Here is a 19,384-nt window from a genome sequence, read left to right as displayed (position 1 = left end):
AGTAAGACGGGAGGGTATGCAGGCGGGAGAAAGCGTGACGCACAGCCACCCCGCGTACGGGGGTGGCTGATCAGGCATTATTTTTTCTTGTAGATATCGGCGGTGCCGTGAATTTTGTTGTTGGTGTTACCGGAGGTCAGCACCAGCACATCAGCGCCTTCTTTATCGGCTTTCTCGACCAGCTCTTTTTTCGCATCATCGACAGAGACTTCGTTAGCGGTGCTCACGGTACCGATTTTTTCGTACTGCGATTCAACTTTTTCGAATTCGTTTTTTGTCATCATTTCAGCCGCAAAGGCATTGGTGGTAAACAGAAACGCGGCGCCCAACAAAATAGCAGTCGTTTTTTTCATAACCTTTTTCCTTGAGATTAATGAGCAACTACGAAAAGGCCCCACGCGAAACGGTGAGGTGTTATGAGCATGGTAGAGGAACGGCGAAAATGCCATAGCGTAAGAAAAATACTGTTATAACAGTCAATTATGCTGTCAAAAATGTGAATTAACGCTTTTTTTTGAGGTTGTTGTCCCAAATATGTCCAACAGCGGAAATCAGGAGAATGTGAAGGAGGTTTAAGTGCCTGATATTTAATGGCACGCCCTGTAGGATTCGAACCTACGACCTACGGCTTAGAAGGCCGTTGCTCTATCCAACTGAGCTAAGGGCGCACGGAGAAGAGTATACTTCGCGGTGGTGAAACGCCTGGAATTATACGGTCAATGCGTAGTGAGTCAATGCCTTTTCCGCCTTCTCTGCCGATAATGACTAGCTGATTGTAAATACGGCTGTTTTTTCAACATTTATGCTCCTTTTACGGGCTGCGAAAAGGCTTAGCCGCTTTTAAGTAACGCCTGCTGTTTTCCTGTTTACTTCGCCGTCACACTGTCTTGCGGTATCCCGGCCACCTGGAGGCTGGAAGTAAACAGGACGACGGAGTGACAGCGCCAGACCAGACAGGTTTCCCCTCGTGCGTGCAGCACATCTCACGCGACATTGCAGGCATCAAGCTTGAACCCATTGTCGCCCTCTCCTCTTCCCGCACAATTGGGGCCGAAGTGCTCAGCGTGCTGTCACCGCATCAGCAAAGTGAAGACTTTTTCCGCGACTGGTCCGCCGCCCGGGCGCTTATGCTGCTGGAAGCCCAGATCGCTGCGTTAAAAAACCCCTCTCCCTGTGACAACCTTTTCATAAATGTGCCGATAACCGTTCTGACCATCCCGGATATGTTCCAGCGTTTACTGCAACTTAACAGCCCGCCGCTGAACATTGAACTCGTGGATCCCGCCTCGTTCTTTTCCCTCTCAGACCCGACACGTCTGAGGGTAAGTTGTGCGCTTCAGCAGTTGACGGCGCAGGGGCATCGGATCTGGCTGGATGATATTGATGAAGCGTCAGGGCGCGCATTTTTATCCTGCCGTCTGCCGTTAAGCGGAATCAAAATCGATAAGATGGCTTTCTGGCGACTACGTGCAACGCCAGCGCTGACGCAGCTGGTCGGTCTTTGTTCAAAAATTGCTGCCAATGTGCTTATAGAAGGCATTGAAACAGAAAAGGATCGTGAGTGTGCGCTTCAGGCTGGCGCGCGCTTCGGTCAGGGATATTATTGGCCATCCTGGAGATGGCAGGAGGACTGAACGGTCATCGCCAAGAGGGAAGCTATGCGAATGACAGTACGCCGTTACCGGCGTCGTCGGACAGGAAGTGATTCACTGGGTTCAACGCACTCGCCTTTTGCTCTCCCATTTTTTGATCGTCTCGAATATTTGAGCCAGTCAATCAACCAGACCCGCAAAACCGATGCTCCCTTTATCGTTCTGGTCACACAGGATAACTTTTTCCGTTCCGGATTTCTGAGCGGGCATTCGCCCCTGAGCAATTGCTGCGACTACTCCACGCTGGAAGCAGCCCTCAGCGATTTGAATCAATGGCCTTCATCACGTCTGGTGGTAGACGTAGAGAGCCGCGCCTCGCCGCTGATTGACCTGCTGGACCGATTACGACGCCACAGTCTGTACCCTCCCTTCCTGACCCCCTACCTGCTCATCCGCGCCGATGATTACGATACACGCCTGTTTTGCAAAGCGGCTGGCCCTTTTCACGTGCTTGAACGGCAGCTTTCGGCGCTGGCTATGCAACAAACGTTGCTGGAGCCGCCGTCTCCCGTCGGCCACCGGAAAGAGTGGTTTTCCAGGGAAGAATGGCCAATCTTACAGGCGCTGTCGCAGGGCAGCTCCCTGCGTCAGATCGCGCAGTTACAGAACCGCCCCTATAGCCGCATTATTTACCGTCTCAGCTGCATCCTGGCGAAACTTGGGCTGAACCATCGTCACGAGTTGCTACATCTTCTCAACAACCTCTCAGATTTCACGTATTAACGTATTCAATAACCCCTTAATTCCTAAAGACCTTTAGGAAAATACTTAGGATATATGTTAAATTTTTGTGTTTTTTAACAAAACTTTCGATTTTATAACTATTCCTAATTCTTCGCCCTCAACCGCGCGAAATGCTGTTTATCTGCTCAATCAGAGTACTTTTATCCAGGGGTTAAGGACCTGACGTTTTCGTTAACAGAGTGATAATGGTGTAAAAACAAGCGATTTACGTGTAAACAAACGCAATGAGAGGTGAAAAAAACAGCAGATAGTGCTGTTCATACGCCGGGATCTTAAGCCTGGCCTGAGGTGTTTATAAAGGGGCGATGACGTGCGAAAGCGCGGATATCAGGGGTGGCGAGCGGGCAGGATGACCTCCGTCACAGACTGCGTACTGTTAACATTTTAGCAACATACAGTAATATCGTTTATTTTTTGTTATTACATAAAGATGAAAGTGTGTGGTAAATGCAATATCAGGACATTTTTGCTAAATTTAAAAAGGTAGCGATTCAGATCCAGAAGATAATAATCAGCAATATATGGATATTAATTTACAGGCTTTTCGGACATTACTTAAACGGTATAATAAGACGTGTTTGACACACTAATAAGAAAAATCATTTTGCCATAACCAGCCTTATGAGATAACTGCGCTGAGGCATCGATATCACACTACGTAAACAAGGATGCTTTCGCTCTTCCCCGGGACATTTACCGTAGAAGGATCTGCGCAATTATCCTTCCGGCTTTTCGAGAGTTTTTACAAAACTCAGCATAACGCTTTTAACAATCTGAGGCATAAAAAATGAAACCGGCATCCGTTATCATTATGGACGAACACCCTATCGTCAGAATGTCGATAGAAGTCCTGCTACAGAAAAATAAAAACATCCAGGTAAAACTGAAGTCAGGCGACAGCCACGAAGTGCTTGACTGTATACGCAACCACCCTATCGACCTGGTCATTCTGGATATTGAAATGACGGGCACGGATGGGTTCGTATTATTGAAAAGAATCAGGAACTTAAACAAAGACATTAAGGTGCTTTTCCTCTCTTCAAAATCAGAAGCCTTCTATGCCGGCCGCGCCATTCGCGCCGGGGCCAATGGTTTTGTCAGCAAGCGAAAAGATTTGGGAGAAATTTATAACGCAGTGGAAATGATACTGATGGGCTATTCTTTTTTCCCGTCAGAAACGTTGAGTTTTATAAATCATCTGGGCTCCCGGACAGGCGCCGCTGTGGATATGCCTTTATCGAATCGTGAGGTGACGGTTTTGCGGTATCTGGCGAACGGATTATCTAATAAGGAGATTGCCGATCAATTATTACTTAGCAACAAAACAATTAGCGCCCATAAGTCTAATATCTTTTCGAAGCTGGGCGTGCAGAGTATCGTTGAATTAATTGATTACGCGAAAGCGCACGAATTATTGTAACCCGACACTCTCCCTGCAACGGATAACCGTTACAGGGAGAGTGGATATAATTAATTATAGTTAATCATGAACGTTGCATCGGCGTCAGCCCGGCCCGGCTGCGGATTATCCGCCGTGGCGATATAATTGGCATAAAACGACAGCTCTGCATTTCCCTGCGCATCCACCGATACCGTCTTGCTGGCCTGCTGCAAGGCGAGGCGCGTTTTATCCCGGTCGAGGATCTCCACGGCCACGTTGCTGGCCGCGCTGGCATCATTCAGCGCCAGCAGGCTGTTATCATGCCCGTCAACCTTTCCTGTAAACGTGACCGAAGCCGCCCCGGGAGGGCATCCGGTCAGCTTGAGGGTGAACGGCACGGGCTGCGTCCGGCTTCCCGTAGTGCGAAGCTGTTTCGTTGGCCAGGTGCCGAGCGTGACGGTCTTATTGCTGTCGTCCCCCTCCGCCACGCAGGTAAAGTCCACAATATTGCCGTAAAGCTGAATGTTAATTTCCCCAAGCGCCGTCTCTGCATGCGCATGCGCGCAAAGCGTCAGGAGCGCCAGAGAGAGATACCGCATCCCGTTTCGCATTCCCGCTCCTTAGTCGTAGTCGACGCGTAGATAGCCGCGAGAGGTAAAACGCCCCTCGGCAGGTTTTTTACCGGTCACGCTGACGGGCCATGCACGGATCCCAACCTGCGCCTGCGCGCTGTCGTCCAGGCGGAACGGAATTTTGCTGGTCAGGTTGTTCGGCGTCAGCGGCACGCCATTGCTGTTGGCAATCACAAAGCCCACATCCGCGTTATCGGAGACCAGCGTACTGCCTGAAACCTTCTCCGCTTCGACGCGCATCGTGAGCATGGCGTTCGCCTCCACGTTGGTGCATTTTATGCCGATGGTTTTGCTTTGCGCTGAGACCCCCTCCGGCTTATTCCCGATGCCCGCTTTACTGAACAAGGAGGCGCCGATGTCCCCGAAATCGAACTCCACCACATTCCCGGCATTAATCTCACAGCTCTGAGGCACCTGAATGGTCCCGCTGTAGCTGATGGTATAGACCGGCGTGGTGAGCGGATCCGAAGAGGTGGTGGTAACGTAAACCCGGAACATGGTCGCTCGCGGGATCACCACCATATTGATAAAGCGCCGGGTCACCTTAAGCCGAAAGACGAGGCTGGAATCCTGAACGCCAAACGGTTTGTTTTTAGACACATTCGGGTGGCTCCCCATCTGGATGTAGTTTTTGGGGGGATAAAACGTGCCCGCGTAGCTGTCGGTGATTTTCATCGCCCCGTCCAGATAGTCGTTAAGCTTCAGATACTGGTAGCCATCGCTGGTGCCCGTGACCGGGAAATCGGTCACATAGCTGCGCTTGGTGGTGTTCCCGGACGTTCCCTTAGGGCAGACGGCGTTCACGCCCACCCACTGGGATTTCTCGCTGAGCGTCACCACCTGCCCCACCTGGTTATTGGAACTGTTGAATTTATCCGTCAGGTCGTAATAGACCTCCGTCGGCACGCCATTTTCATTGACGCAGACGGTGGCGAGCGCGTCAGTTACCGGCAAAAACGCCAGAAGGGATAACCCCAGATAATGGATTTTATTCACAGCGGATCCCCTTAAGTGTGATCGCCTGTTGCAGGCTCTGTTCTGGCAAGCTGTAGGGCGCACGACACTGGGACTGCTTTCCGTCTCCCCACTGAATCAGCAGTTCCCCTTCCAGCGGCAGCCCGCTCAGGTAAATCTGCCCGTCATCGCCCACCATGCTGGTTACGCCGCTCTGCGTCTCACGCACCACCGCACCAAACGGTACGGGCTGGTTATCGCGCTTCACGGTCAGCAGCGCGCGCACGCCGATGCGGGTATCGAAGCTGGCGCGCACCAGCGCACCGTTCGTCGGCACGACGCTGGACACGTTATTTTCAATGTCGGTGTTGTTACTCATGGTGTTGGTATCAAGCGCCACGCGGTTGTAACGGTACACCGTGGCGTACGGCATCACCGCATAGCCACGCCAGTCGGTTTTCACCCCGGTCTGGTTTTCGACGCTCACGCCCGACGCGCCCGGCGCTTTGATCAGCACGTTGGTATCGCCCAGCGGCTGGCTGAACGTTACGCCGTCGGAATGCCCTACCACGCCGCCGGAAAGCTGCCAGTTGAAATCGTGCTGATCCCGGGTGTAGTTGTAGCCCACGCCCAGCGTGCCGTAGGTGGCTTGCCAGTTGGCGCTGGCGCTGCCGCTTGCGCCGTTATTGCTGGCGTGGCCCTGCGTGACGCTATAGTTCAGGTTGCGATCTTTCAGCAGCGTTCCGCTTATCCCGGTCTGCCAGCTGGTATCACCGTTGCTGTTTCGGCTGGAAGAGGCCGTGGCATAGGCTCTGTCGATCGCGCTATCGCGACGGAAGCCGTGACGGGTGAACAGGCTGAACGGTACGGAGACGTTGAACGAGGCGATGCGGTCGGTTCCGTCAATGCCGACGGCTTTGTTCCACGACCAGGATAAGGCATAGCTGACCCCTTTCACCCCGCCCGCATAGCCGAGCTGGTACCAGACGTTGGACTCGCTGGTGCCCCAGTAACTCTGCTGGCTGCCTGAAACGTACACCGAGCCGTAATCGCCGAGAGACTGGGAGATATTGAGCTGGAAACGCCCTTTTTTATTCAGCGTCAGGTTGTGATAGCTCTGCACGTCCGGCACGCCGTCATCATCCTTATCGTCGCCATACTGATAGCCTTCCATTGTGCGCCAGGCCACATCGTCGAGGGTGTAGAAGCCTTTGGTCGAATAGCGATAGCCCAGCAGCTGGAAGTTGGTGCCGAATCCGTTAAGGGATTTTGCGTACAGGAAACGCAGGGACTGGCCTTCATGGCGGCTGTCATCCGCCAGCTGGCTGCGGGCGTGCGTGAGGTCAAGTGAGACCGCGCCCCAGTCACCGAGGTTTTTCCCCGCGCCAATGGCGATTGCGGTATACCGCGAGGCCAGCTGCGTACCGCCGTACAGCGTGTAGCCGTCGGCAAGGCCGGCAATCATCGTTCCCTGCGTAAAGAACGGCGTGTCCTGCTCGCTGTTGCCGCTGCGATAATCCCCCGCCACCAGATCGTATTTCCAGCGTCCTTCACGCTGGAGCAGCGGTACGGTGGAATACGGTACGGTGTAGCGCTGCTGGCTGCCGTCCTTCTCTTCCACCGTCACCTCAAGGTCACCGCTGGAGGAGGTGGGGTTAAGGTCGGTAATGGCGAAAGCACCCGGCTGCACATAGCTCTGGTAAATCACATAGCCGTTCTGACGGATCACCACTTTGGCAGGGGTGCGGGCGATTCCGCGCACGTTAGGCGCGTAGCCTTGCAGGCTGTCCGGGTACATGCTGTCGGAAGAATAGAGCCGACCGCCGCGAAAACCGACGCTGTCGAAGACATCGTTGCCGGTATTGCTGTCGCCGAGCACCAGCTCGCTTTTCAGTGGAATGACCGTACGCTGCGCCCAGGTGCCGATATTTTGCCAGCTGCTGTGCCGCTGGCCGTTGCTTTCGGTATAGCGCCACGCGCCGTTATTGCGTAATCGCCACGCGCCATAGTTCAGCCCACTTTGCAGGTTCAGATAATAGCTGTCGTCTTCGCTGCCCCGGTTGCCGGTAAAGCTGTAGTTCACCAGCGCGGCGGGGATGCCCTCATCCCACTGTTCAGGCGGAATATACCCCCGGGCGCTGTTTTGCATCGCCACCTGAGGCAGGCTGACGTTAAGGCGCAACGAGGCGAAGTTGAACGCCGTTTCGCTGCCGGGAATAGCCGTGGTAAGCGGAACGCAGGTGTCGCCCTGCACGTTGCTGAGCTCCGGGAAGGCGGCGATATTCACGCCAAAGCGATCGAGCATCGCGCGCGTAATACACGGCGACAACCCGCCCGCGACCGGCGGCGTGTTGTCGGCTTGCTCAAACCGCACGTCCTGGGTGCCGATAAATTCATCGTTACGCCAGATATCGACGCGATAGACGCCCGGTGCCTGCTGGTGGCCCTTTTCAAAACGCGACAAATCCGCCACGTTCGCCGCGTCATCGGAGAGAAACGCCGGGTTAAAATAGCTGTCGCCCCAGCCAGCGTGTGGCCAGAGCGTTGCCATCAGCGCCAGCGCAACCGGGCAGTAACGCCATTGAGTGTTCATCGCCCTGTCTCTGCTCACAGGCTGACGCTACGCGCCGGCGTAATGGCACCGTAGTCGTTCACGCTCTGCCAGGAGAACGTGCCGCTCGCGGCGGCGGGCAGTACCTGCTGTGCCGAACTTTTAGGCGCAACCATCAGGTTATCGAGCGTCTTGCCGCCGAGCTTCAGGTTAACCAGCGTAACGTAATACGGCGAGGCATTGCTCACCTTAAGGTGGTTGCCGACGCGCTCAAAGCGAAGCTGCGAGAGCGCCTCTTCCGGCGGCATCGCCAGGTTAGCCGGGCGTACAAACAGTTTGATGCGTGACAAAATGGCCAGTTGCAGGACGTTGTTGCCGTCCTGGTGCGTTTTGCTGACCGATGGAATCGCTTTGACGTTCATGTAAAAGAGGGATTCGCGATCGGCGGGCAGCGCCGGGCCTGCGTAAATAATGCGCAGGGTGTTTTCGCTGGCCGGCTCGCTGACAAACAGCGGCGGCGTGACGACAAAGGATTTTTCCTTTTGCCCGCTGGCGTTTTCTATCCACGCGTTAATTAAATAGCGCTCTTGTTTATTGCTGTTGGTGATCGCCAGCGACGTTTGTTTTGCATCGGCCGGATAAATAACGCGCGTCGCGCCCAGCGCAATTCCGCCGGACGCATTTGCGCAGGCAGACATCATCATCAAAATAAAAGTTAAAAACAGTCCAGGTTTAATCAGGGTGTTCATCACAACCGTACCTTTAATAATTAGTTCGCAGGCGTCAGGGATAAATCAACGTAAACCAGACATTCGACTGAATAGTGCCTGGTACCAGGTGTTCGGAAATAGCCCGATAGCGGGCGCTAAAATGAAATGCCAGTTCGCGGGTATCAATGGGTAACCAGCTCACCGCCGTCGCGTTCGGGATGATTTGCCGTTGCTGTTCGTCAAAAAGCGCCAGCCCGACACCGCTGCTGACCGCGTTTTCCCCTGGCCGCGATGTCGCCAGGAAAACCTGCGGATCTTCTGCCGGTGTGACGCCCTGGAACTGGATCCCCACGGTGCGGGAGACGTCCACGCTACAATCCAGCAGACGTACGGTGAAAGGCACGTTAACCGTGGAAAAGCTGCCGACGCCGGAAAAGGCGTTTGTGCGGTATTGCCCCATATCCACGCGCATATTCTGGCTGTCCGGGGCCACCGCGCAGCCGCCGTTGACCAGCTCTCCTCTGAGGTGAACTTTGCCGCCGTCGATCACCACGGTATGTGCGTTTACCGCTGAGGCAACGGCAAGGGCGCACAGCAATATCCCAGTCCTTGTCATCCTTCGCTCCCGGTATAAGCGATTAAAAGACCTCTTCCCTGAGGCCAACCACATCCCTGTACAAAGGCATTACTCGTATTTCATTACGAAAGTTGCGTCCGCGTTTGCCTGGCCTGGCTGGGTGGTCGCAGCCGTAGCTTTATAGCGCGCGGTGAAGTTCAGGGTGTTAGTCCCTTCAATCAGGCTCTGTGCCGCAGAGAAGGTGGCACCGTCCGGGGTCAGCGTGGTGGATTTGCTGTCGAGGATCTCAATGCCCACGCCCTTCGCGGAGTTGTCGTTGTTACCTGAGGTTACCGCCAGCAGGGTTTTGTCGGTGGCGTCGATCTGGCCGGTGAACGCAACAGCAGCGGTTTTCGCTACCGCAGGATCGCAGTCGTTCAGTTCGATGGTGAACGGAATATTGGAGGTGGTGTCACCCACTTTAGTGAATTTCGCGGTACGGTACTGGCCGAGATTAACGGTCTGCTCAGAAGAGTCCGTATTTACTGAACACGCGGCATTGACTAATTCACCTTTAAAATGCACCGTACCACCGTTAACAGATACAGGCGTTACAGGATCTTCTGCGTGAGCGGCACCCGCGACCAGGGCCAGAGTTGCAATAACAGTAGAAGCAATGTTGCTGAGTTTCATGTCTATTCCTTTAAAATGTAAATAACCCTTCCCGCACATATTCGGGAATAAGAAATACGTTCAATTAAAAAATTGAAGGCTTATTTCGGAGAAGACAAAGTAGCTCAGTAATCTATTTTGTAATATGTCAAAACGCTGCCATTTTGCCAGGTCACATCCTAATCCCCCCTAAGAAATTGGCCATGCCCTGAGAAGGGGTTTTGCAGGCTATCGGTGAAATCTCGTAAAGGGTGACTGACAGCGGCGCTCGCTTCTGACAAAATACAGGCAATCCCCCCTTCTAACGTTACAGACGGAATCTTCTCTCTGATGGCAGCAAAGATTATTGACGGTAAAACGATTGCGCAGCAGGTGCGCTCTGAGGTTGCGGAAAAAGTGAAGGCGCGTACAGCCGCTGGATTTCGCGCGCCAGGGCTGGCCGTTGTGCTGGTTGGCAGCAACCCGGCTTCGCAAATTTATGTCGGCAGCAAGCGCAAAGCGTGTGAAGAGGTAGGCTTCGTCTCCCGCTCCTACGATCTGCCGGAAACCACCAGCGAAGCGGAGCTGCTGGAACTGATTGACACCCTGAATGCCGATAAAGCAATCGACGGCATCCTGGTTCAGCTGCCGCTGCCTGCGGGCATTGACAACGTAAAGGTGCTGGAGCGCATCGCACCGGACAAAGACGTTGACGGTTTCCACCCGTATAACGTGGGCCGCCTGTGCCAGCGCGCGCCGCGCCTGCGTCCGTGCACTCCGCGCGGCATCGTGACGCTGCTGGAGCGTTATAACATCGACACCTACGGCCTGAACGCCGTGGTGATTGGCGCCTCCAACATCGTGGGCCGCCCGATGAGCATGGAGCTGCTGCTGGCGGGCTGCACCACCACCGTGACCCACCGCTTCACCAAAAACCTGCGTCACCACGTAGAAAACGCCGATCTGCTGATCGTCGCGGTCGGCAAGCCGGGCTTTATTCCGGGCGAGTGGATCAAAGAGGGCGCCATCGTCGTGGACGTGGGTATTAACCGTCTGGAAAACGGCAAAGTGGTCGGCGACGTGGTGTATGAAGATGCCGCGGCGCGCGCGTCTTACATTACCCCGGTCCCGGGCGGCGTAGGCCCGATGACGGTAGCAACACTGATTCAGAATACCTTGCAGGCGTGCGAGGAGTATCACGACGTAGAGGATGCGTAATCATGGCAACTTTTTCTTTAGGTAAACACCCGCACGTTGAGCTGTGCGATCTGCTGAAGCTGGAAGGCTGGAGCGAAAGCGGCGCGCAGGCGAAAATCGTGATCGCCGACGGGCAGGTGAAAGTGGACGGCGTGGTGGAAACCCGCAAGCGCTGCAAAATTGTCGCGGGTCAGACCGTGAGTTTTGCAGGACAAAGCGTGACCGTGACGGCGTAAGCCGTTTGATGCCCGGTGGCGCTGCGCTTACCGGGCCTACGTACTGTCTTCGGTTGCAGGCCGGGTAAGGCGAAGCCGCCACCCGGCAATTTCTGTCTCTATCCCCTCACATCCATCAAGGTTATTTATCGATCAACTTCAAATAATCACTATTTCATCTGTTGAAAGGTGAGAATTCAGTTGCGCGCTTTTCAGACTTTCCCCACGATAAGTAGAACGTTCTACTAAAACGTTCTACTCATAATAACAGCGCGAAAAAAGCGCTATTCGGGGGAAATCAGCATGAGTCTGATATCAGGGTTTGTTAAATCGTTGTCTAAGCTGTCGATGATTGGCCGCGCCTTAATGCTGCCAATTTCACTGCTTCCCGCTGCGGGCCTGCTGCTGGCCTTCGGCGATAAGTTCCACCTGCCGCTGATGATGAACGCCGGCGGGGTTATCTTTGATAACCTGCCGATGCTGTTCGCCATCGGCTCTGCTGTCGGTCTGGCCTCGGAATCCGGTATTGCCGCACTCTCTGCGGCGGTCTCGGTGTTTGTCACCAATATCACCATCAGCACGGTGCTGAGCATTACGCCGGAAATGGCCTCTCAGGGCGGGAAATACGCCATGGTGGTCGGCATCCCGACGTTGCAGATGGGCGTCTTCGGCGGCCTTATTTGCGGCATTCTCGCGGCCTGGTGCTATAACCGCTTCCACACCATGCAGCTGCCGGAGTTCCTTGGCTTCTTCTCCGGGAAGCGCTTTGTGGCGATCGCGACGGCGTTTCTGTCGTTCCTGCTCGGCCTGCTGCTGCCCTACGTCTGGCAGCATATTCAGTCCGGGATCGACGCCCTGTCCGTGGTGGTGAACGGCGATAACCAGGCGGCCTCGACCTTTATTTTCGGGCTGGTGGAGCGCGCGCTGATCCCGCTCGGCCTGCACCATATCTGGTATCCCTCCTTCTGGTATTCGTTTGGGGATTACACCACTCAGGCGGGTCAGGTGATCCACGGTGACCAGACCATCTGGTTCAAGATGCTCGAAGAGGGGGTAAAATCCTTCAGCAGCGACACCTACCAGAACGCCGGGAAATTCATGCAGGGCGAGTTCCCGCTGATGCTGTTCGCGCTGCCAGCGGCCTGCCTGGCGATGTACCACGAAGCGCACACGAAGAATAAGAAAATCGCGGCCGGTATACTGTTCTCTGCGGCGCTGACCTGTTTCCTGACGGGGATCACCGAGCCGGTGGAATTCACCTTTATCTTCGTGGCCCCCATCCTTTACGTTTTCAACGCCATCATGGCGGGGCTGGCGTATATGGCCATGTACCTGATGCATGCGCATATTGCCAAATCGTTCTCCGCAGGCTTTATCGACTACCTCTCGTTCGGGATCCTGCCGTCGTTTAACGGCTATCAGACCAACTTCCTGAGCGCCATTATCATCGGCATTCCGATGGCGCTGATTTACTACTTCACCTTCCGCTTCGTGATCCGCCGTTTCGACGTAAAAACGCCGGGGCGCACCGAAGTCACCGCCAGTGCGAATGACAAGTCCGATTCCGAACTTGCCACCGAAATCATCGGCCTGCTGGGCGGCGCGCAGAACATTGACTCCGTCGGCTCCTGCATCACCCGCCTGCGTCTGGAAGTGGCGAAGAGCGATGCGGTGGACAGAGAGGGCCTGAACGGGCTTGGCGCGCGCGGCGTGGTGTTCGTGGGCGACAACGGTATACAGGTGATTTTCGGGGCCAGAGCACAGTTTATCGCCCAGACCATGTCCACCATGATTGGCAAATAATAAGATGCCTGAAGAAGGCGTCTCATGTACGCTGGGGGACGCCTCTTATCTGGCTGATAATCGGTAAATTTCAGGGAGCGGTTTTGAAGAAAGTCAGCATTATTGATGTTGCAAAGCATGCGGGCGTGTCGGTTTCTACCGTTTCGCTGGTGCTGCGCCAGAAAGGGAAGATCTCAGAGGCGACGATCGGGAAGGTCAATGCCGCCATCACAACGCTGGGCTATGTTCATAACGTCGCCGCTGCCAACCTTCGCGCCAACACCTCCAACTTAATCGGCCTGATCCTGCGCGACTTCAGCGACAGCTTTTCCATCAAAGTGATGGCGAGCATCGTTCAGGAGCTGGAGAAACAGGGTTATATGGTTTTTCTCGGTCAGCCGCTGAACGACGGCGAACATCTGGAACGTACCCTGCTGTCGTTTAAGCAGCAGGGCGTCGCGGGCGTCATCTACCTGGCGTCGGATACCCGCGCCGCCGCTCTCCCGGAACGCATTCGCCACTGCCCGCTGCCGTTTGTCGCGGTTTCGCAGTCGTTGCTGGAAGAGAAATGCAACCTGGTGATGCGCGATAACCGTCAGGCGGCGAACCTGGCCGCGCGGTATCTTATCGAGCGCGGGCACCGCAACATCGCCTACATCGGCGGGCACGACGGGTGTCGTATCCGCGAGCAGCGCCTGCTCGGTTTTCGCAGCGCGATGACGCAGAACGGGCTGGTCTGGCGTGAGGAATATTCTCCCGCCTGTACCGATGACACGCAGGCGGCGGCCATGGCGACCCGCCAGCTGCTGGAGAAGAACAATACCATTACCGCCCTGCTCTGCCACTCGCCGGATGCGATGCTCGGTTCAATCTCCGGCATTCACCAGGTGGGGCGCACGGTGGGTAAAGATGTTTTCCTGACTCAGCAGGTGGCGCTGATCGGCTTTGAAGATATGCTTCACGTAAACCTCACGTCGCCGTCACTGACTTACGTTTCGTCTGCCAGCGAAGAGACAGGCCGCCAGGCGGCGGGGCTGATGATCCGCAGGCTGAAAGAGCCAGATCTGCAAACCCAGCGCATCACCCTCTCTGGGCAGCTTATCGCGCGGGAATCGGCGTAAAATCAGAATTTGACACGGGTTTATTGAGGCGGATCCACTGCTATATTCCCATGATTTGCCATGGATACATGCAATGCCTACCGTTATCACCCACGCTGCCGTTCCTCTGTGTCTCGGCTTAGGGCTCGGAACCCGCGTCATCCCACCCCGCCTGCTGTTTGCCGGGATCGTCCTCGCCATGCTGCCCGACGCCGACGTACTGGCGTTTAAATTCGGCGTCGCCTACGGGAATATTTTTGGCCACCGCGGTTTCACTCATTCGCTGCTGTTTGCCTTTGTGGTGCCGATACTCTGCGTGCTGGCCGGGCGACGATGGTTCAGGGCCAGCCTGACGCGCTGCTGGCTGTTTTTAACCGTGTCGTTGCTGTCGCACAGCCTGCTGGACTCCGTTACCACCGGCGGGAAAGGCGTCGGCTGGCTGTGGCCGTGGTCAGACGAGCGCTTCTTTGCGCCGTGGCAGGTGATCAAGGTTGCGCCGTTTGCGCTGTCGCGCTATACCACGCCGTACGGGCATGAGGTCATTATCTCGGAACTGCTGTGGGTGTGGCTGCCGGGGGCGGTGCTGATGGGGATGTTGTGGTGGAAACGAAGGTAAAAAAAGCCGGGTGGCGGCTACGCCTTACCCGGCCTACGGTCGTGCTTTTGTAGGCCCGGTAAGCGAAGCGCCACCGGGCGTTAAAGACTTACTTACGACGCCAGGTCGTCCCCTGCGGGCCGTCTTCCAGAATAATGCCCATCTCGGTCAGTCGGTTACGCGCCGCATCCGCCGCCGCCCAGTCTTTCGCCTGACGCGCTTCCAGACGCGCTTTAATCAGCGCTTCAATTTCTGCCACTTCGCCGTCGTCTGCCTGCGCGCCGCTTTGCAGGAACGCGTCCGGCTCCTGCTCCAGCAGGCCGAGCACGGAAGAGAGCTTACGCAGATGAGACGCCAGCGCATTCGCCGCCGCCATATCTTCTGACTTCAGGCGGTTCACCTCACGCGCCATGTCGAACAGCACGGAGTAGGCTTCCGGCGTGTTGAAGTCGTCGTTCATCACCTCAATAAAGCGCGCTTCGAACGCTTCGCCGCCCGCCGCAGGCACAGATTTGTCGGTGCCGCGCAGCGCGGTGTACAGACGCTCCAGCGCAGCGCGCGCCTGCTTCAGGTTCTCTTCGCTGTAGTTCAGCTGGCTGCGATAGTGACCAGACATCAGGAAGTAGCGCACGGTTTCCGCGTCGTAATACTTCAGCACGTCGCGCACGGTGAAGAAGTTGCCCAGCGATTTAGACATCTTCTCGCGGTCAACCATCACCATCCCGGAGTGCATCCAGTAGTTCACGTACTCGCCGCCGTGGGCGCAGGTGGACTGCGCGATTTCGTTTTCGTGGTGCGGGAACATCAAATCCGAACCGCCGCCGTGAATGTCGAAATGGTTGCCCAGCTGCTTGCAGTTCATCGCTGAACATTCAATGTGCCAGCCCGGACGCCCTTCGCCCCACGGGGATGGCCAGCTCGGCTCGCCCTCTTTGGACATCTTCCACAGCACGAAGTCCATCGGGTTACGCTTCACGTCAACCACATCCACGCGCGCGCCGGCCTGAAGCTGGTCCAGATCCTGGCGGGAAAGCGCACCGTAGGTTGGGTCCGTCGGCACCGAGAACATCACGTCGCCGTTGTCCGCCACATAGGCGTGACCGCGTTCGATCAGCTTTTCAGTGAGCTCGATGATTTCATGGATATGGTGGGTCGCGCGCGGCTCGCTGTCCGGGCGCAGAATATTTAAGGCGTCAAAATCCTTGTGCATTTCGGCGATCATGCGATCCACCAGCGCGACGAAGCTTTCGCCGTTTTCATTAGCGCGCTTGATGATTTTATCGTCGATGTCGGTGATGTTGCGCACGTACTTCAGGTTATAGCCCAGGAAGCGCAGGTAGCGTGACACCACGTCGAACGCGACAAAGGTACGGCCATGGCCGATATGACAGAGATCGTAAACCGTAATACCACACACGTACATGCCGACTTCCCCGGCATGGATAGGTTTAAATTCCTCTTTTTGGCGCGTCATTGTATTAAAGATTTTTAACATCGAAGATTCCATGTAAACACGTGTGTGGATTGTTTGTTCCTTATAATACCCATAATTGGAAGCACGGTCAGCACACAATGCAAGGTGATCGTGTCCTGTGGTTATGCTATAACAAGCCCCTATATGTGACCCGAGCACGGGTCGACGCACCACAATAACGGAACAGGATGCAAAAATGGTTACTTTCCACACTAATCATGGCGATATCGTAATCAAAACCTTTGATGATAAAGCGCCTGAAACAGTTAAAAACTTCCTGGACTACTGCCGCGAAGGTTTCTATAACAACACTATTTTCCACCGTGTGATCAACGGCTTTATGATCCAGGGCGGCGGTTTCGAGCCTGGTATGCGCCAGAAAGAGACCAAAGAAGCGATCAAGAACGAAGCGAACAACGGCCTGAAAAACACCCGTGGTACGCTGGCAATGGCCCGTACTCAGGCGCCACACTCTGCAACCGCGCAGTTCTTCATCAACGTAGCGGACAACGACTTTCTGAACTTCTCTGGCGAAAGCCTGCAAGGCTGGGGCTACTGCGTATTCGCAGAAGTGGTTGAAGGGATGGACGTGGTCGACAAGATCAAAGCCGTTTCTACTGGCCGCAGCGGTATGCACCAGGACGTTCCTAAAGAAGACGTTGTGATTACAAGCGTGACCGTCAGCGAGTAATTCGTGGCGACACTCTTTATTGCAGACCTGCATCTGCAAACAGAAGAACCGGCGATAACCGCCGGTTTTCTGCGTTTTTTACGCGGCGAAGCGAAAGGCGCCGACGCGCTGTACATTCTGGGCGACCTGTTTGAGGCCTGGATCGGCGACGACGACCCGAACCCGCTGCACCGTGAAATGGCAGCCGCCATTCACGCGCTGGTGGATTCCGGCGTGCCCTGCTATTTCATTCACGGCAACCGTGATTTCCTGATAGGCCAGCGCTACGCCCGCGAGAGCGGCATGACGCTGCTGCCGGAAGAGCAGGTGCTCGATCTCTACGGTCGCAAGGTGCTGATCATGCACGGCGACACGCTCTGCACCGACGATACCGGCTACCAGGCGTTTCGCGCCAAAGTCCACACCCCGTGGATCCAGAAAGTGTTCCTCGCCCTGCCGCTGTTTATCCGTAACCGCATTGCCGCCAGAATGCGCGCGGGCAGTAAAGCCGCCAACAGCAGCAAATCGATGACCATTATGGACGTCAACCCGCAGGCAGTGGTTAACGTGATGGAAAAGCATCGCGTTCAGTGGCTGATCCACGGCCATACCCATCGCCCGGACGTGCACTCCCTTATCGCCAACGGCGAGCCCGCTCACCGCGTGGTTTTAGGGGCATGGCACAGCGAAGGTTCGATGGTAAAAGTCACGCCGGAAGGGGTGGAACTGATCGCCTTCCCGTTTTAACGTCTTCCCGTCTTTTCGCCCATTTCTCGACCACGCAACCGTTTTCCTTGCCGGTATTACATGCTATTCTCTGTGCCCTCGAAAGCAGTGTGTTCCGCACCACAGGAGTTTTAAGACGCATGTCTTCCCGCAATAATCCGGCGCGTGTCGCCATCGTGATGGGGTCCAAAAGCGACTGGGCTACCATGCAGTTCGCCGCCGAAATCTTTGAAATCCTGAATGTTCCGCACCACGTAGAAGTGGTTTCCGCACACCGCACGCCGGACAAACTGTTCAGCTTCGCCGAAAGCGCCGAAGAGAACGGGTATGAGGTGATTATTGCCGGTGCGGGCGGCGCAGCACATTTGCCGGGCATGATTGCCGCCAAAACCCTGGTGCCGGTGCTGGGCGTGCCGGTGCAGAGCGCTGCGTTAAGCGGTGTCGATAGCCTTTACTCTATTGTGCAGATGCCGCGCGGTATTCCCGTCGGTACGCTGGCGATTGGCAAAGCGGGCGCCGCCAACGCCGCGCTGCTCGCCGCGCAGTTCCTGGCGACGCACGATACAGCGTTACATCAACGCCTGACGGAGTGGCGTAAAGCCCAGACCGACGAGGTGCTGGATAACCCGGATCCGCGGGGTGCAGCATGAAGCAGGTTTGCGTTCTGGGTAATGGTCAGCTTGGCCGCATGCTGCGTCAGGCTGGCGAACCGTTGGGTATTACCGTCTGGCCCGTCGGGCTGGACGCCGAGCCGGAAGCCGTGCCGTTCCATCAGAGCGTGATCACCGCCGAAATTGAACGCTGGCCGGAAACCGCCCTGACCCGCGAGCTGGCGCGCCATAACGCCTTTGTGAACCGCGACGTGTTCCCGATCATTGCCGACCGTCTGACGCAGAAGCAGCTGTTCGACAAGCTGGGCCTCGCAACCGCCCCGTGGCAGCTGTTGTCTGATAAAAGCGAGTGGAATGACGTCTTCGCCATGCTGGGCGAACTGGCGATCGTGAAGCGCCGCGTGGGTGGCTACGACGGCCGCGGCCAGTGGCGCCTGCGCGCTAGCGACACCGCCGAGCTGCCGGACGACTGCTACGGCGAATGCATCGTTGAGCAGGGCATCAACTTCAGCGGCGAAGTGTCGCTGGTTGGCGCGCGCGCGCATGATGGCCGCACGGTGTTTTATCCGCTGACGCATAACCTGCATCAGGACGGCATTCTGCGTACCAGCGTTGCCTTCCCGCAGGCAAACGCTGGCCAGCAGGCGCAGGCGGAAGAGATGCTCTCCGCCATCATGCACGAGCTGGGCTACGTGGGCGTGATGGCGATGGAGTGCTTCGTCACGCCGTCGGGCCTGCTGATCAACGAGCTGGCGCCGCGCGTGCACAATAGCGGCCACTGGACGCAAAACGGCGCCTCCATCAGCCAGTTCGAGCTGCACCTGCGCGCTATCACTGATCTGCCTCTGCCGCAGCCGGTAGTGACCAGCCCGTCGGTGATGATCAACCTGATCGGCACCGATCTGAATTACGACTGGCTGAAGCTGCCGCTGGTGCACCTGCACTGGTATGACAAAGAGGTGCGCCCGGGTCGTAAGGTCGGTCACCTGAACCTGAACGATACCGACACGGATCGCCTGAGCGCTACGCTGGAAGCGATCGTCCCTCTCCTGCCGCCGGAATACGCAAGCGGTATTGTCTGGGCACAGTCAAAGCTCAACTAAGACATCTGCGCCGGGGAGTTGACCTTCCCCTTCCCCGGCGTACAATTCCCGCCCATTGCTGCTCAGTTTTCTTCTGGAAT

At 55.9% G+C, this 19,384-nt stretch carries 20 protein-coding genes and 1 tRNA gene; 12 read left to right on the top strand and 9 right to left on the bottom strand.

What is annotated here, in order from left to right; translation table 11 throughout:
* Positions 1–77 precede the first annotated feature (77 nt).
* Entirely contained in the window at positions 78–353 is a 276-nt protein-coding gene (gene yahO, locus INF58_RS14220; protein ID WP_193527915.1) for a DUF1471 family periplasmic protein YahO, read from the bottom strand.
* 238 nt (positions 354–591) lie between these two features.
* Positions 592–668 (bottom strand) — tRNA-Arg (locus INF58_RS14215).
* Between the two features lie 303 nt (positions 669–971).
* On the opposite strand from INF58_RS14215, the gene INF58_RS14210 reads away from it, so the two are divergent.
* The 3 genes from INF58_RS14210 (at position 972) to fimZ (ending at position 3,816) form a co-directional block, all read left to right on the top strand.
* Positions 972–1,634, top strand: a complete 663-nt coding sequence (locus INF58_RS14210; RefSeq protein WP_193527934.1) for an EAL domain-containing protein — start codon at positions 972–974, stop codon at positions 1,632–1,634.
* A gap of 24 nt (positions 1,635–1,658) precedes the next feature.
* Entirely contained in the window at positions 1,659–2,375 is a 717-nt protein-coding gene (locus INF58_RS14205) for a response regulator transcription factor (RefSeq protein WP_193527914.1), read from the top strand.
* A gap of 808 nt (positions 2,376–3,183) precedes the next feature.
* Positions 3,184–3,816 carry a fimbria biosynthesis transcriptional regulator FimZ gene (gene fimZ / locus INF58_RS14200; protein WP_063451623.1) on the top strand — a complete coding sequence of 211 codons (633 nt, stop codon included), beginning with the start codon at positions 3,184–3,186 and terminating at the stop codon, positions 3,814–3,816.
* 50 nt (positions 3,817–3,866) lie between these two features.
* On the opposite strand, the gene sfmF is transcribed toward fimZ, so the two are convergent.
* The 6 genes from sfmF to fimA all read right to left on the bottom strand — a co-directional run bounded on the left by sfmF (position 3,867) and on the right by fimA (position 9,873).
* Complete coding sequence (sfmF, locus tag INF58_RS14195) at positions 3,867–4,388, bottom strand: fimbria assembly protein (RefSeq protein ID WP_063868955.1); 522 nt, start codon at positions 4,386–4,388, stop codon at positions 3,867–3,869.
* Positions 4,389–4,397: 9 nt separating this feature from the next.
* Entirely contained in the window at positions 4,398–5,405 is a 1,008-nt protein-coding gene (fimH, locus tag INF58_RS14190) for a type 1 fimbria D-mannose specific adhesin FimH (RefSeq protein ID WP_063868959.1), read from the bottom strand.
* Positions 5,398–7,956 carry a fimbrial biogenesis usher protein gene (locus INF58_RS14185; RefSeq protein ID WP_193527913.1) on the bottom strand — a complete coding sequence of 853 codons (2,559 nt, stop codon included), beginning with the start codon at positions 7,954–7,956 and terminating at the stop codon, positions 5,398–5,400. Before INF58_RS14185 ends, fimH begins: the two co-directional genes overlap by 8 nt.
* A gap of 14 nt (positions 7,957–7,970) precedes the next feature.
* Entirely contained in the window at positions 7,971–8,663 is a 693-nt protein-coding gene (gene fimC / locus INF58_RS14180) for a type 1 fimbria chaperone FimC (protein ID WP_193527912.1), read from the bottom strand.
* Between the two features lie 34 nt (positions 8,664–8,697).
* The gene (gene fimI, locus INF58_RS14175) at positions 8,698–9,240 is read right to left on the bottom strand and encodes a type 1 fimbrial protein subunit FimI (RefSeq protein ID WP_063451628.1); all 543 of its coding nucleotides are present in this window, start codon (positions 9,238–9,240) and stop codon (positions 8,698–8,700) included.
* 69 nt (positions 9,241–9,309) lie between these two features.
* Complete coding sequence (gene fimA / locus INF58_RS14170; protein ID WP_074161078.1) at positions 9,310–9,873, bottom strand: type 1 fimbrial major subunit FimA; 564 nt, start codon at positions 9,871–9,873, stop codon at positions 9,310–9,312.
* A gap of 309 nt (positions 9,874–10,182) precedes the next feature.
* On the opposite strand from fimA, the gene folD reads away from it, so the two are divergent.
* The 5 genes from folD (at position 10,183) to INF58_RS14145 (ending at position 14,741) form a co-directional block, all read left to right on the top strand.
* Positions 10,183–11,049, top strand: coding sequence for a bifunctional methylenetetrahydrofolate dehydrogenase/methenyltetrahydrofolate cyclohydrolase FolD (folD, locus tag INF58_RS14165; RefSeq protein ID WP_063451630.1), 867 nt, complete (start codon positions 10,183–10,185; stop codon positions 11,047–11,049).
* Between the two features lie 2 nt (positions 11,050–11,051).
* Positions 11,052–11,264, top strand: coding sequence for a ribosome-associated protein YbcJ (gene ybcJ, locus INF58_RS14160; protein ID WP_063451631.1), 213 nt, complete (start codon positions 11,052–11,054; stop codon positions 11,262–11,264).
* 282 nt (positions 11,265–11,546) lie between these two features.
* Complete coding sequence (locus INF58_RS14155; RefSeq protein ID WP_063451632.1) at positions 11,547–13,046, top strand: PTS transporter subunit EIIC; 1,500 nt, start codon at positions 11,547–11,549, stop codon at positions 13,044–13,046.
* Between the two features lie 83 nt (positions 13,047–13,129).
* A complete protein-coding gene (gene malI / locus INF58_RS14150) occupies positions 13,130–14,146 on the top strand; it encodes a Mal regulon transcriptional regulator MalI (protein ID WP_193527911.1) in 1,017 nt (338 codons plus the stop codon).
* Between the two features lie 73 nt (positions 14,147–14,219).
* Positions 14,220–14,741 carry a metal-dependent hydrolase gene (locus INF58_RS14145; RefSeq protein WP_063451634.1) on the top strand — a complete coding sequence of 174 codons (522 nt, stop codon included), beginning with the start codon at positions 14,220–14,222 and terminating at the stop codon, positions 14,739–14,741.
* 88 nt (positions 14,742–14,829) lie between these two features.
* On the opposite strand, the gene cysS is transcribed toward INF58_RS14145, so the two are convergent.
* Positions 14,830–16,215, bottom strand: coding sequence for a cysteine--tRNA ligase (gene cysS / locus INF58_RS14140; protein WP_193527910.1), 1,386 nt, complete (start codon positions 16,213–16,215; stop codon positions 14,830–14,832).
* A gap of 175 nt (positions 16,216–16,390) precedes the next feature.
* Here cysS and ppiB point away from each other — a divergent pair, with 175 nt between their 5' ends.
* The 4 genes from ppiB (at position 16,391) to purK (ending at position 19,304) form a co-directional block, all read left to right on the top strand.
* Complete coding sequence (ppiB, locus tag INF58_RS14135) at positions 16,391–16,885, top strand: peptidylprolyl isomerase B (RefSeq protein WP_000256009.1); 495 nt, start codon at positions 16,391–16,393, stop codon at positions 16,883–16,885.
* A 3-nt stretch (positions 16,886–16,888) separates the two neighbouring features.
* Complete coding sequence (gene lpxH / locus INF58_RS14130; RefSeq protein ID WP_193527909.1) at positions 16,889–17,611, top strand: UDP-2,3-diacylglucosamine diphosphatase; 723 nt, start codon at positions 16,889–16,891, stop codon at positions 17,609–17,611.
* 119 nt (positions 17,612–17,730) lie between these two features.
* Complete coding sequence (purE, locus tag INF58_RS14125) at positions 17,731–18,240, top strand: 5-(carboxyamino)imidazole ribonucleotide mutase (RefSeq protein WP_193527908.1); 510 nt, start codon at positions 17,731–17,733, stop codon at positions 18,238–18,240.
* Entirely contained in the window at positions 18,237–19,304 is a 1,068-nt protein-coding gene (gene purK, locus INF58_RS14120) for a 5-(carboxyamino)imidazole ribonucleotide synthase (protein ID WP_193527907.1), read from the top strand. The genes purE and purK overlap by 4 nt, the downstream gene beginning before the upstream one ends.
* Positions 19,305–19,384 lie beyond the last annotated feature (80 nt).

Source organism: Enterobacter cloacae complex sp. P24RS, from assembly GCF_014982165.1.
GTDB classification, from domain to species: domain Bacteria; phylum Pseudomonadota; class Gammaproteobacteria; order Enterobacterales; family Enterobacteriaceae; genus Enterobacter; species Enterobacter quasihormaechei.
The sequence above is the reverse complement of the archived record's forward strand: the minus strand, read 5'-3'. Positions and strand labels throughout refer to the sequence as shown.

Excerpts from the sequence above, each read along its gene's own strand:
- yahO (WP_193527915.1), bottom strand. The coding sequence starts at position 353 with ATGAAAAAAACGACTGCTATTTTGTTGGGCGCCGCGTTTCTGTTTACC.
- INF58_RS14205 (WP_193527914.1), top strand. The coding sequence starts at position 1,659 with ATGCGAATGACAGTACGCCGTTACCGGCGTCGTCGGACAGGAAGTGAT.
- fimZ (WP_063451623.1), top strand. The coding sequence starts at position 3,184 with ATGAAACCGGCATCCGTTATCATTATGGACGAACACCCTATCGTCAGA.
- sfmF (WP_063868955.1), bottom strand. The coding sequence starts at position 4,388 with ATGCGAAACGGGATGCGGTATCTCTCTCTGGCGCTCCTGACGCTTTGC.
- INF58_RS14185 (WP_193527913.1), bottom strand. The coding sequence starts at position 7,956 with ATGAACACTCAATGGCGTTACTGCCCGGTTGCGCTGGCGCTGATGGCA.
- fimC (WP_193527912.1), bottom strand. The coding sequence starts at position 8,663 with ATGAACACCCTGATTAAACCTGGACTGTTTTTAACTTTTATTTTGATG.
- fimI (WP_063451628.1), bottom strand. The coding sequence starts at position 9,240 with ATGACAAGGACTGGGATATTGCTGTGCGCCCTTGCCGTTGCCTCAGCG.
- fimA (WP_074161078.1), bottom strand. The coding sequence starts at position 9,873 with ATGAAACTCAGCAACATTGCTTCTACTGTTATTGCAACTCTGGCCCTG.
- folD (WP_063451630.1), top strand. The coding sequence starts at position 10,183 with ATGGCAGCAAAGATTATTGACGGTAAAACGATTGCGCAGCAGGTGCGC.
- ybcJ (WP_063451631.1), top strand. The coding sequence starts at position 11,052 with ATGGCAACTTTTTCTTTAGGTAAACACCCGCACGTTGAGCTGTGCGAT.
- INF58_RS14155 (WP_063451632.1), top strand. The coding sequence starts at position 11,547 with ATGAGTCTGATATCAGGGTTTGTTAAATCGTTGTCTAAGCTGTCGATG.
- INF58_RS14145 (WP_063451634.1), top strand. The coding sequence starts at position 14,220 with ATGCCTACCGTTATCACCCACGCTGCCGTTCCTCTGTGTCTCGGCTTA.
- cysS (WP_193527910.1), bottom strand. The coding sequence starts at position 16,215 with ATGTTAAAAATCTTTAATACAATGACGCGCCAAAAAGAGGAATTTAAA.
- ppiB (WP_000256009.1), top strand. The coding sequence starts at position 16,391 with ATGGTTACTTTCCACACTAATCATGGCGATATCGTAATCAAAACCTTT.
- purE (WP_193527908.1), top strand. The coding sequence starts at position 17,731 with ATGTCTTCCCGCAATAATCCGGCGCGTGTCGCCATCGTGATGGGGTCC.
- purK (WP_193527907.1), top strand. The coding sequence starts at position 18,237 with ATGAAGCAGGTTTGCGTTCTGGGTAATGGTCAGCTTGGCCGCATGCTG.